Source organism: Streptosporangium carneum (assembly GCF_027922005.1).
GTDB classification, from domain to species: domain Bacteria; phylum Actinomycetota; class Actinomycetes; order Streptosporangiales; family Streptosporangiaceae; genus Streptosporangium; species Streptosporangium carneum.
The window spans coordinates 44817-57161 of sequence record NZ_BSEV01000034.1 but is presented as its reverse complement, the minus strand read 5'-3'; the positions used below and the strand labels follow the sequence as shown (position 1 = coordinate 57161).

General features: G+C 71.0%; 9 protein-coding genes. 2 read left to right on the top strand and 7 right to left on the bottom strand.

Annotated elements, in window-relative coordinates; translation table 11 throughout:
• Nucleotides 1–118 precede the first annotated feature (118 nt).
• Nucleotides 119–589, bottom strand: coding sequence for a helix-turn-helix domain-containing protein (locus tag PKF00_RS39395; RefSeq protein ID WP_271222856.1), 471 nt, complete (start codon nucleotides 587–589; stop codon nucleotides 119–121).
• Nucleotides 590–1451: 862 nt separating this feature from the next.
• Entirely contained in the window at nucleotides 1452–2855 is a 1404-nt protein-coding gene (locus PKF00_RS39390; protein WP_271222855.1) for a pyridoxal phosphate-dependent decarboxylase family protein, read from the bottom strand.
• 181 nt (nucleotides 2856–3036) lie between these two features.
• Between PKF00_RS39390 and PKF00_RS39385 the strand changes: the two genes are divergently transcribed.
• Nucleotides 3037–3576: a hypothetical protein gene (locus PKF00_RS39385; protein WP_271222854.1), complete on the top strand. Its 540-nt coding sequence runs from the start codon at nucleotides 3037–3039 to the stop codon at nucleotides 3574–3576.
• Between the two features lie 121 nt (nucleotides 3577–3697).
• Here PKF00_RS39385 and PKF00_RS39380 read toward each other — a convergent pair whose 3' ends face one another.
• Both PKF00_RS39380 and PKF00_RS39375 read right to left on the bottom strand, forming a co-directional pair.
• Nucleotides 3698–4978: an esterase-like activity of phytase family protein gene (locus PKF00_RS39380; protein ID WP_271222853.1), complete on the bottom strand. Its 1281-nt coding sequence runs from the start codon at nucleotides 4976–4978 to the stop codon at nucleotides 3698–3700.
• A gap of 217 nt (nucleotides 4979–5195) precedes the next feature.
• Complete coding sequence (locus PKF00_RS39375; RefSeq protein WP_271222852.1) at nucleotides 5196–6701, bottom strand: aldehyde dehydrogenase family protein; 1506 nt, start codon at nucleotides 6699–6701, stop codon at nucleotides 5196–5198.
• 242 nt (nucleotides 6702–6943) lie between these two features.
• Here PKF00_RS39375 and PKF00_RS39370 point away from each other — a divergent pair, with 242 nt between their 5' ends.
• Nucleotides 6944–7966: an AraC-like ligand-binding domain-containing protein gene (locus PKF00_RS39370; protein WP_271222851.1), complete on the top strand. Its 1023-nt coding sequence runs from the start codon at nucleotides 6944–6946 to the stop codon at nucleotides 7964–7966.
• Between the two features lie 39 nt (nucleotides 7967–8005).
• Here PKF00_RS39370 and PKF00_RS39365 read toward each other — a convergent pair whose 3' ends face one another.
• The 3 genes from PKF00_RS39365 to PKF00_RS39355 form a co-directional block, all read right to left on the bottom strand.
• Nucleotides 8006–9607: a sugar ABC transporter ATP-binding protein gene (locus PKF00_RS39365; RefSeq protein ID WP_271222850.1), complete on the bottom strand. Its 1602-nt coding sequence runs from the start codon at nucleotides 9605–9607 to the stop codon at nucleotides 8006–8008.
• Nucleotides 9608–9791: 184 nt separating this feature from the next.
• Complete coding sequence (locus PKF00_RS39360) at nucleotides 9792–10910, bottom strand: sugar ABC transporter substrate-binding protein (RefSeq protein ID WP_271222849.1); 1119 nt, start codon at nucleotides 10908–10910, stop codon at nucleotides 9792–9794.
• Nucleotides 10911–11095: 185 nt separating this feature from the next.
• Nucleotides 11096–12166, bottom strand: a complete 1071-nt coding sequence (locus PKF00_RS39355; RefSeq protein WP_271222848.1) for an ABC transporter permease — start codon at nucleotides 12164–12166, stop codon at nucleotides 11096–11098.
• Nucleotides 12167–12345 lie beyond the last annotated feature (179 nt).

Below are 12345 nucleotides of genomic sequence, written 5' to 3'. Positions count from 1 at the left end.
ACCGGTGCCGTCACGGACAGAGTCGTGACCGGTGCCGTCACGGACAGAGTCGTGACCGGTGCCGTCACGGACAGAGTCGTGACCGGTGCCGTCACGGACAGAGTCGTGACCGGTGCCGTCACGGTGCGACGGACTTCATCTCCGGCTCCGTGTCGAGGACGTACCCGCGTCCCCAGACGGTGCGGACCGTGAGACCGAGCGGGGTGACCCGCTGCCGGATGCGCATCATGTGCAGGTCCAGCGCGTTCCTCGTCTTCAGTCCGCCGCTCTCCTGGCAGAGCCTGAACCACAGGGCCTCGCGTGGCACGACCTCGCCGAAACGGGAGATGAGAAGGTCCAGGAGCTCGGCCTGCCTGGGCGAGAGGGTCACCGAACGGGAGGAGAAACGCAGGACCCCGCCCTCGTCGAGGAATGGAAGCCTGCTCTTGTGATATCTGCGGACCAGCGCGTCGATACGGGACTGGAGGTCTTTCGACGCGATCGGAGCGCGCACCCAGTCCTCGTAGATGTCGTCGCACACGGGAGCCTCGACTCCGGCCTCCACGACCAGAATGCGCGGTATTTTGAGAGAGCGGAATCGTTCACGCATCTCACGCTGGACAGGCCAGCGCAGTAGGCGCACCTCTTCGCTTGACATCCGGCCTCGCACGTCCCCCACGCTCGCCGACATGGACCATTCCTTATCGCTCGCCTTGGACAGGCCTTGTGCTCCGTACGCCGAATCGGGGGATCGGCGACGCGTGCGGTTCCAGGATCTGTCCGTCTCCGGCCTCCCGAAGGCTCGGAGCGACAGTCGCCGTCATGACGGCGGCGCCCCCCGCGGCGCCGCCGCCATGCCGACGTCTTTCCCCCGCGACGTCGGCGTCCCATGGCGAATGCTCCCGTTCACACCGGCACGGCGCGGGCGGGCCGTCGTCCCGGCGAGTCATTTCCCGCCGTTACTCCGCCGGCCCGCGCACACCGCTCGATCTCCCGTCCAGGACAGCCCCCGAGGTCCCGATGCCCTGGCTTGGATCCGGCCCGCGTCACCCGGTGACTCCCGGGAACGGGGCGTTTTTCTCTCGACGCAACCTGAGCCCCCGCTCGCCCGGCCGGAAGAACCCACGCCGGGCGGAAACGCGGCGCCTCCTGGACGCCACTCCCACGTGGCGTCGATCGACCTTCACCACGCTGGAAACGCGTCGTGAAGGGGTGTTTCCCGAACGGGCCAACTGAGTGGTGCACACATCTCACAGTCTGGGCATCGGGGATGACGGTGAAAAGTGTTGATCTGTTGCCCCTTCGAGGAAAGTTGTCGTGCCCGGCTTTCGTGAGGGTGATTCTTCCGGCCGACTGTGTCTCCTCGGAAAGGAACGGCGGGCCGGGTCATCGCACAGGGGAGGTCCGTCCGATTGCGTGGATCGCGGCCCGGCCGGGCGGAGCGTCACGGGCGCCGGTCCGTACGGCGGCGGTCACGGCCGGAACGCCTCCAGGACCTCGGCCACGCGCCGGACGTCGGCATCGGTGGTGCGCCAGTTGCTGAAGGCCGCGCGCAGGGCGGGCAGCCCGTCGTAGACGGTGGGCGTGAGGAACGCCTCGCCCGAGGCGGCGATCGCGGCGGCCAGCTCGCCGACGCGTTCGGGGGCGGCGGCGAGGGTGAAGCACACCACGTTGAGCCGGACCGGGGCCAGCAGGCGGTAGGCGGGCATCGCGTCGACCAGCTCGCCGAGCCTGGCCGCCATGGCGATGTCACGCCGGACGATCTCCGCGTGTCCCTCGCGCCCGTAGGCCGCCAGGGTGAACCAGGCGGGAAGCGCGCGCAGGCGACGGGAGTTCTCCGGGGTGAGATGGATGAAGTCCGGGGTCTCGCCCAGCGGCCCCAGGTAGGCGGCGGCGTTCCGGAAGACCCGGGCCTGCAGGTCGCGACGCCTGGTGAACTGCACCGCGCCGTCGTAGGGGACGTTCAGCCACTTGTGCAGGTCGACGCAGACCGAGTCGGCCTCGGCCAGCCCGTCGACCAGGTGGGCGTGCTCGGGAGAGAGCGCGGCGAACGCGCCGAAGGCGGCGTCCACGTGCATCCAGAACGGGTACCGCTCGCGCAGCTCCGCGATCGCGCGCAGGTCGTCGAAGTCGACCGTGTTCACGGTGCCCGCGTTGGCCACCACGATCGCGGGCCGCCCGTCGAGCGCGGCCAGCTCGTCGGCGAGTCTCGCGACGTCGACCGCCTCCCTGCCCGGCAGGACGTCCACCTGGCGCAGGGCCGCACGGCCCAGCCCCAGCATGGACAGCGCCTTGCCGACGCTGGAGTGCGGGCTGCCCGACAGCACCCGCACCGGGCCGAGCGCCGCCGCTCCCTCCTCGGCCACCGAGACGCCGCGCTGTTCGCCCAGCCATTCGCGCGCGATCGCCAGGCCTGTGACGTTCGACATCGTCGCGCCGCTGACGAAGATCCCCGAGTGTTCCTCGGACAGGCCGAACAACTCGCGCAGCCAGGCGAGCGTCTCGCGCTCGAGGTCCTGGGCCCCGGAGTCGAGGGCCGAGGTGGGGTTCTGGTCGAGCGTGCCGGTCAGCCAGTCGCCCGCCAGCGCGGCCGGGGTCGCGCCGCCGGTGACGAAACCCAGGTAGCGGGGGCCCGCGCTGCCCGAGAACCCGGGCTCCCAGCGCCGGGCGAACGTCTCCATAGCCCCGGCCAGACCGGCGCCGCGCTCCGGCAGCGCCGAGGGGGCCGACGGGGCGGGCGTCCCGGCGACCGGCCGCTCGTCCAGGCCGCGCAGGATCCGTACGGCGTAGGCCCGGGTGGCCTCCAGCAGTTCGGGCAGGTGGCGAAGGTCGTCGTCGAGCCGGGGGTGGAGCCGGGAGCCGTGTTGAGAACGCATGAGGACCACAGTAGGCAGCCGCACCGGCTCAGTCCCGGTCCAATCATGAGAAACCGGCCTGATGTCCGGCGGCCTGCGGCGCAGGCGGGGAGCCGCTCTCGCCGACGGCGACGAAGGTCACCGCGAGTCCTCGAATCCCATGATGATGCCGCGTATGTTAGGCAAGGCTTCCCTAACATCAATGCCGGAGGATGTCATGGAGTGGTCCGTGCTCGTCGGTTACGGTGTCACGTATGGGCTGGTGGTGAGCGTTCTGTTCACCGTCGCCCTGTTCGTGGGGGCCGCCGTCGGCCGCGACTTCCTGCTCGACGACTACCCGCCCGCCGTCCGGGAGAGATACGGCAGGCCGAAGAGCGTGCGCGGCCGCCGTACCGCGATCGGCTTCGGCCTGTTCTTCTGGGGCGGGTGCTGCGTCCCCCTCATGGTCCTGGCGATGTCGCGACTCGGGGCGGAGCTCGGCGGCGACGTCGGTTTCCTCAGGGCGGCCGTCGTCGGGGCGGTCGGCTTCCTCACGCTGAGCGTCTATGACCTGGTCGTCGTCGACTGGATCGTCTTCGCGGGCCTGCGTCCCCGTCTCCTGGCGCTGCCGGGGACGGAGGGCATGGAGGAGTACCGGGATCTGCGCTTCCACGCCGTCGCCGCGGCGAAGGGCAGCCCGTTGATCGTCGTCGTGGGGGTGGTCGTGGGAGGAGTCGTCGCCGCGGTCGAGGCGATCACCTGACCTCGCCGCGAACCCGCCGGGGTCGTCGAACCGCCGTCTCCCCCGATGTGTGGGGCGACCCGCCGGTGAGCGGGCCGCCCCACACCCTGTCGAGAGCCGCGCCCTCGGCAGGGCGGTCGCCCTACAGCAGGGGGCGGGGAAGGCGGATGGTCAGGATGCGGCTGGTCACGCCGGAGTCGATCAGACGGCCGTCGGGCCCGAAGGAGCCGACGCCGAAGTCGTTGTCGTTGGCGACGGCGATCGTCCTGGGATCGAGGACCGCGACGCCCTCGATCTTGCCGGGCAGGCCGGGCACCGCGGCCAGGTCGACGGCCAGGGACTTGGCCGCGACGGTGACGTCCGCGGGGGTGGAGGCCTCGAGCGACGGCGTGGTCGCCGGGTCGTCGTGGACGCCGCCGAGGAGGTCGGTCGCCCGGCGCAGGTCGACGGTGTAGAGGCGGGCCACGGCGTCGGTGCGCTCCTGCAGGAGCAGGCGGCCCGGCCTCAGCACGGTGAGGGCGGAGATCTTCATGTCGCCCTGCTCGGCGGCCGGGTCGAAGGTCGCGACGTTCTCCATGGTGTAGGCCCACTCGCCGGTCGGCCTGCCGGTGCGGAGGTCGACCCGCAGGATCCTGGCGACGCTGGAGGCCTTGCCGGTCTTCTTGTCGGGGTTGGCCAGCGGACTCTGCACGGCGAGGTACAGGGCGCGCTCGGCGTGCGAGACGCCCAGCGCCTCGAAGCCGCGGTTCTGCTGACGGGTGGCGAAGATCGCGGGCAGCGTCTCGTGCACGGGGTACCCCGCCCCGGTGAGGCCGAGGCCCTTGGGGACGTGCCTGGCCAGGATGTGCCCGTCCGCGGCCACGTGCACCAGCGAGGGGGCGTACTCCTCGACCAGCCAGAAACCGCCGCGCCCGTCGGTGACGACGTCCTCGGTGTCCAGCCCGTTCGGGTCGTAGGACAGCTGGTTCACGCCGTCCCAGCCGTAGGGCGTCTCGTCGTGGCCCGCCTGGTTCGACAGGCCGCTGATCGGCGTGCCGTCGGACTTCCTCAGCGGGACGGTCTTGACGATCTTCGCGACGCCGTGCCGTACGGCCACGCGCACGATGGCGGGCGCGAACTCGGGCACCGGGAACGTGCGCCGCTTCTCCCCGTTGACCTTCGGCTCGCCGTTCGGGCCGCGGTCGGTCACCATCCAGTACTCGCCGGGGCGCTCCGCGGGGTACAGCCCGCTGCCGACGCCGCCCAGCTTGACGCCCCTGTCGTCCTTCACGATCCCCGGCTCGAACGCGGCCAGGCTCGGCGCGGGCAACGTCACGTCGGAGGTGACCCGCGGTGTCCGCACCGGTGTCGCGGCCGCGGGACCGGCGACCGTGGTGGTGAGCGCTGCGGCGACGGCCAGCGCGGTGATGAGTGAACGCGACATGACGCTTTCCTTCATGAACAAGTCATCAGATGTGACCAGGAAGGTATCCGCGTCCGGCGTCCTGGCGCCGAAGCCTCGGTGAACACGAAGAGAAGTTGTCCCGTGACGCCGGGCGGCACGGGACGAAAAAGCCGGTGCGCCTCACGCGGGGCCCGCCGCGTGAGGCGCACCGGCGGCTCATGGGGACCTCCCCGTCAGCCTGCCGGGCTCGCGCCCGTCACCGGTCGAGGTTGACGAAGACGCCCTTGACCTCGGTGTAGGCCTCCAGGGCGTACGGGCCCATCTCGCGCCCGATGCCGCTGGCCTTGAAACCGCCCCAGGGGGCGGCGGGGTCGGGGACGTGGAGCATGTTGACGAACACCGAGCCCGCCCGTACGGCGGCGGCCAGGGTGTGCGCCGTGGACAGGTCGTTGGTCCACACGGAGGCGGCCAGCCCGAACTCGCTGTCGTTGGCCCGGTCCGCGATGTCGTCCAGGTCGTCGTAGGCGAGGACGGGGATCACCGGGCCGAAGATCTCCTCGCGGGCGATCGTCATGTCGTCGGTCACCCCGGCGAAGACGGTCGGGCGGTAGAAGAAGCCCTTCTCGAGGTCCCCGTCGGCCCGCAGGCCACCCGTGACCAGCTCGGCGCCCTGGTCGACGCCCGAGCGCACGTACCCGTCGACGCTGCGCAGGTGCTCCTCGGTGACGAGGGGGCCCAGGTCGGTCGAGTCGGACAGGCCGGGGCCGAGCCGCAGGGCGGCGGCGGCCGCAGCGGCCTTCTCGGTGAACTCGTCCACCCGCCTGCGGTCGACGTAGAACCTGGAGTAGGCCGCGCACACCTGGCCGCTGTTGAACAGCGCGCCCTGGACGCACCCGGCGACCGCCCGGTCGAGGTCGGCGTCGTGCGCCACGATGGTGGGGGTCTTGCCCCCCAGCTCCAGGGTGACCCGCTTCAGGTTGTCCGCGGAGACGCGCATGATCTCGCGGCCGACGGCGGTCGAGCCGGTGAAGGACACCTTGTCGACGCCGGAGTGGGCGACCAGGGCCCGGCCGACGTCGGGGCCGCCGGTGAGGAGGTTGACGACTCCTGCGGGCACCCCCGCCTCGAGGCAGAGCTCGGCGAGCCGCAGCGCGGTCAGCGAGGTCTGCTCGGCCGGCTTGATGATCACGGTGTTGGCGCAGGCGAGCGCCGGGGCGAGCTTCCAGGTCAGGATCATGAGGGGGAAGTTCCACGGCGTGATCAGCGCGCAGACGCCCACCGGCTCCCTGCGGGAGTAGTGCAGCGTGTTCGGCAGCGAGATCGGGGCCGTGGCCCCCTCGATCTTGGTCGTCCAGCCCGCGTAGTAGCGGAAGTGCTCGGCCGCGCCCGTGACGGAGACTCCCCTGGCGACCCCCAGCGGCTGGCCCTGGTCCCGGGTCTCCAGGTAGGCCAACTCGTCGCCGTTGGCCTCGATCAGCTCGGCGATCCGCCAGAGCACCTGGGCGCGCTGCGCGGGCGACATCTGGGCCCAGGCCGGGTCGCGCAGCGCCCGCCTGGCCGCCTGGACCGCGGCGTCCACGTCGGCCGCGTCCGCCTCGGCGAGTTCGCCCAGCGGGGCGGCCGTCGCCGGGTCGTAGGTCGTGAAGGTCCGGCCGGAGGCGCCGGATCCCCACTCCCCGCCGATGAGCAGCCTGCCCGGCCGCTCCAGGACGGGGGCCTCGAGCTCGCTGTCCTGCGGTCGTAGAAACGTCGACGCTGCCATGTCCGCCACGCCCTCCCCGTGTGTCGCTGTCACCCATCGACCGCCCGGCATGGGCGGTCCATTCAGTTGTAAGGGGTGAAGGGCGGACAAGCCTTGTCTCTGACGGCACAGCACTTGCCTGACACGCTCCAGCGGGGTTCCGGTTACGCTCATATGACGAGCACGATGCGGGAGCATTGCCAAACGATGGCGTGGGATGCAGCATTTCTGCAGCTGGATGCACCGTCTCTGCCGGAGGAAGCATGTCGTCTCTACTGCGCACAGCCGACCTGCCCGCCCGTGAGCGCGCCGATTTCTGGCGTTCGTCGATCTCCGAGGCGTTCGTGCCGCTGGACATGACCCTCGCCCAGGACGACACGTTCAGGGGGCAGATCCGCACCCGGAACCTGGGCGTGATGCTGGTGAGCGACGTCGCCGCCGACGCCCACAAGGCGGAGCGGACCCGTCGCCTGATCGCCAGGTCGGAGACGGACTACTACAAGCTGAGCATGCCGCTGCAGGGCTACTGCCTGGTCATGCAGGACGGGCGCGAGGCCCCGCTCACCCCGGGCGACCTCGCCGTGTACGACACCGGCAGACCGTACACCGTCGCCTTCGACAACACGTGCCGGATGCTGGTGCTGATGTTCCCCCAGCGGTTCCTGAGGCTGCGGCGCGAGGAGATGCACCAGGTGACGGCCAACCGCGTGTCCGGCCGTCAGGGGCTGGGGGCGCTGGTCTCACCGCTGCTGATGAACCTCGTCACCAAGATGGACGAGATCGGGGAGAACCAGTCCCTGCAGCTGGCCGACAACATCCTCGACCTGCTCACGACCCTGTTCTCCGAGCGGCTCGGCAAGCACGGGGCTCCGCCGCCCAGCTCGCCCCAGACGCTCCTGCTGCGCATCAGGACGTTCATCGAGGCGCACCTGGACGACGGCAACCTCACCCCGGACACGGTGGCGGCGGCGGTGCACATCTCCACCGGCTACCTGCACAAGCTCTTCAGGATGGAGGGCACCACGGTTTCCCGGTTCATCCGCGAACGCAGGCTGGAGCACTGCCGCCGCGACCTGGTCGACCCCGAGCAGTGGTCGCTCTCGGTCAGCACGGTCGCCGCGCACTGGGGCTTCGTCGACGCCGCCCACTTCAGCCGGCTGTTCAAGGCCACCTACGGCGTCTCCCCACGGGAGTACCGGCTGACACGGGACGCGCACGGCGGCGTCGCGGTCTCGGCCCTCGTGGAGTCGGCGCCGCAGGCCGGACAGCGGGACGCCGCCACCTGAACGCGGGCTGGCTCCCCAGCCCTCAGGCCGGGGAGGACGTCAGTCCTGACCGGTGTTCATGATCTCCAGAATGCGGTGCTGGTTCAGGTCGTCGCCCGCGAGGGTCGCGGCGACCTTCCCCCGGTAGAAGACGGCCACCCGGTCGCAGAGCGAGGCGAGCTCCTCCACGTCGGTCGAACAGAGCAGGGTGACCGTCCCCGCCTCGGTCGCGGACCTGATCAGCGCGTGCATCTCCGCCTTGGCCCCCACGTCGACGCCCCGGGTCGGGTCGTCGAGCAGCAGCACGGAGGGGTTGGCGTCGAGCCACTTGGCGAGCACGACCTTCTGCTGGTTGCCGCCGGACAGCAGCCCGGTGCGCTGGTCGACGCTCGCGCAGCGCAGGCTCATCCGCTCCCCGTGGTCGCGCGCGCGTTCGCGCAGCGCCGTACGGCGTAGGAACGCGCCGTCGCGGCCGAGCGCCACGGCCCGCACCTGGGCGATGTTCTCCCAGATCGGCTTGTCCAGCATGAGGCCGAAGCGCCGCCGGTCGCCGGAGACGACGGCCACGCCCGCCGCGATGCTGCGGCGCAGGCCCCGGGGCACCGGACGCCCCGAGGGCAGCCGCACCTCACCGGTCTCCACCCTGCGCAGGCCCGCGACCAGTTCCAGGGTCGCCTGGTGGCCCGACCCGGCCAGCCCGGCGAGTCCGAGGATCTCCCCGGGCCGCACGGTGAGCGACACGTCGGCGAGCACCCCCTGGGCGCCTGCGTCGACGATCCTGAGCGCGCCGTCCGCGGCACGGCCGGCACGACCCACGGGACCGTCCGCGCCACCTGTGCCCGCCGTACGGTCCGCACCCTCCGCGGGCCGTACGGCCGCCTCCGCGTCGCCTGCCTGGACCGGGGACGCCGCGAGGGGCGTGCGCCCCTTCTCCTGGGCGGGCCTGTCCCCCAGCATGGCCGTGACGACCTCCTGCATGGAGAGCGTCCCTCGTTCCCTCGCCTCCATGACGACCTGGCCGTTGCGCAGGACGGTGATGACGTCGCTGAGCGCCATGACCTCCTCGAGGATGTGCGAGACGAAGACGACGCCGACCTCGTGCTCGCGCAGGACCCGCACGACGTTCAGCAGCCGGTCGGCGCTGGCCTGTTCGAGCGCGGACGTCGGTTCGTCCAGGATCAGGACGCGCGGCCTGGTCAGCAGGGCCCTCGCGATCTCGACGAGCTGGCGCTGCGCCAGGGACAGATCCCCGAGTCGCGTGCGCAGCGAGACCTTCAGGCCGAGTTGCTCCAGCACGGGCTCGGCGGCCTCGGTCATGGCGGCGCGGTCGACGAACGGTCCTCGGCGCGGCCCCGTCACCGGGTAGAGGTTGGCCAGGACGTCGAGGTCGGGAAAGAGGTTGAGCTCCTGGGAGACGATGGCGACGCCCTGGCGGGCGGCCTCTCCGGTGTCGCGGAAGCGAACCTCCTGCCCGTTGAGCAGCAGGCGGCCCCGGTCGGGCGTGACCGCGCCCGACATGATCTTGATCAGCGTCGACTTGCCCGCGCCGTTCTCCCCGAGGAGGGCGTGGACGGATCCCGCCTCGACGTGGATGCCGGCGTCCTTCAGGGCGACGACGCCTCCGTACGTCTTGCCGATGTTCCTGGCTTCCAGGATCGCCATGATGCGCGCTCCTCCTACTACGGCTACACAGGCGGGTCATGTGGGGTGGGGTGCGCCGGCCCCTGACGGTCGCCGGGGCGCGCGGTACCGGGGCGCGGCGTCGGGGGGCGTCGCCCGGTTCCGGGCGAGGCGCCGCCGGGCGAGGCGGCCGGCCTGTGAGCGGAACCGGCCGCCTCGCGGTCTTCTAGTCGGCCTCGGCGATGGGCTTGATGTAGGAGTTCGGGTCGGCGAACTGCTTGTCGACGACGGCCTTGAAGTAGGCGGCCCGGCTGGCCGGGTCGGCCTGCCGCTTGATGATCTCGTCGACGTTGTCCTTGTTCACGATGAGCGTGCCGGGGTTCCACCAGCCGGTCGGCATCGGCTTGCCCGTGCGCTTGGACTCGATGAGCAGCCGCGTCGCCACGTACCCCTTGAGCCAGTGCTCGGGGGAGGACAGGGCGAACAGGTAGCCGTCCTTGACGGCCTTCAGCGCCTCCGGCGGGATGTCCGCCGAGCCCGCGAGGAACTTGCGGCCGGTCTGCTGCTGGATCAGGGGCAGGGAGACGCCGTCCTGGCCACCGACGCCGAGGAAGGCGATGGCCTTCGGGTGGGCCTTCACGATCCCCTGCCAGGCGTTGAAGTTGTCGGTCGGCTCGGACTTGGCGTCGTACGGGCCGCTGATCGTCAGGCCGGGGCGTTCCTTCTTGATGACCGCGATGAGCGCGTCCGCCCGCTGCACCAGCAGCTGGAGGCCGGGGATGTCGTTGCCGATGACGACCTCGCCCTTCGCGTCGGCGGGCACGTGCTTGATGAACTCGTTGCCCAGCGCGGTGCCGAGCTCGGCGTTGCTGTTGCCGACGTAGAGCCCGACCTTCGTGCCGGGCGGCGGCGCGGTGTCGACCGCGGCCAGCGGGATGTTCTGGTCGGAGGCCTGGTTCAGCGGCCGGACGAACAGGTCGGGGGTGAGCGTCTCCAGCGCGATCCCGTCGGGGGAGTTCCTGATCGCGGACTGGAAGAGCTGGACCTGGGCGGGGCCGTTGACGCCGACGGGCGCGGCCTGGTTGAGCGTGACGTTGCCCGCCTGGTCGGCGGCGGCCTTCGAGCCGAAGGCCATCTCCTGGAACGGGTTCTGGGTCGAGGTCGCGTAGATGAACGCCATGCGCAGGGGCTTGTTCGGGTCGGCGGCGCCACCGGCGCCCGCGGTGTCCGAGCCTGACGAGCCCGAGGAACAGGCGGTGAGCGCGACGGCCGAGACGGTGAGGATCGACAGGGCGGTGAAGGTACGGCGGCGCGGCAGGCCCCTGCGCCTCGGTCCAGCGGTCATGGGGATGGGCTCCTCGGATTGTCTTTGGGTATCTCGGGATAATTGGGTTTCTCTGGATTGCCGGGGTTCGTCGGGATGGGGGGATCGGGGGACGGCGTTCCGGGCTCGCAGCCCGTGCGCCGGGGACCCGGCTTGCTCGGGGCCCGCCCCCGCTCGGAGGCGCGGCCCGTTGGAACGTGGCGGGGTCAGAGCCCCAGTTCGGCGTCCTTGCGCCTGCGGCGCCTGCGCAGCAGGCTGTCCAGCGAGACGGCCAGGAGGATCACGGCTCCGGTCGCGAAGGAGCTCCAGTTGACGGGGATGTTGAAGTACTGGAGCCCGCTGCCCACGACCGCCAGCAGGATCCCGCCGAAGACGGCGCCGACCACGGTCGCGGTGCCGCCGCGCAGCGGGGTACCGCCGATCACGGCCGCGGCGATCGCCTGCAGTTCGAAACCGGTGCCGATGTTGGGGTCGCCCGAGGTGAAGAAGGCGAGCCCGAGGGCGGCGGCGACGCCGGCGAGCAGCCCCATCAGCACGAGGACCTGCATCCTGACCCGGTTGGCCGAGATGCCGGAGAACGTCGCGGCGTCGGGGTTGGAGCCGATCGCGCGCACCCGGTATCCGAAGGAGGTGAACCGCAGGACGACCGTGAGCAGGACGGTCACGGCGACCAGCACCCAGATGCTCGTCTGGACGCCGAGGACCTTGCCGCCGAGGATCGTGAAGAAGGAGTCGTCGACCGGCATGCCGGTCACCTGCTGCCCCTCGCTGAGGGCCAGTGCCAGGCCCCGGTAGACCGACAGCGTGGCCAGCGTCGCCACGATGGTCGGAATGCCGATGAACTGCACGACGAGCGCGTTGATCAGGCCGAGCACGCCGCCGAGCAGGACGCCGAGCAGGCCCGCGAGCCAGGGGGAGAACCCCTGGTTGATCAGCAGGCCCATGCTGATGAGGGAGAGCCCGAACATCGATCCCACGGACAGGTCGATCTCCCGCATGGAGATCAGGAAGGCCATGCCCCCGGCCAGCAGGCCGACGTAGACCGACGCCTGCAACATGTCGAGCAGCTGCCCCGCCGACAGGAAGTCCGGGTGGATGACGCCGATGACGACGACCAGGGCGACCGTCGCGACCAGCACGCTCATGGACTCCATCGCGGGGACGCGACGCGCCAGGTCGCCTGCCCGCCCGTACGGCGACCGCCCAGGACCGCCCTCCGGAGCATTAGGGGCGTCCGCCGCGGCAGTCCCTTCCGTCCCGACGTCGTTGACACTCACGGCGTCCTCCGTCTCTTGTAGCGGATCTCCTCGTACCGAACTTTCGCCAAGGTTGACGGACAGGGCGGTGAACGTACTTGACCCTGAGTGACCACTCCTTGTCTTTCGCTCACCCGGTCGTCCTTCGGCGAGGGCCGAAAGACTGACACGTGGTTAGCGTGATTGTCATCGCGACCGCG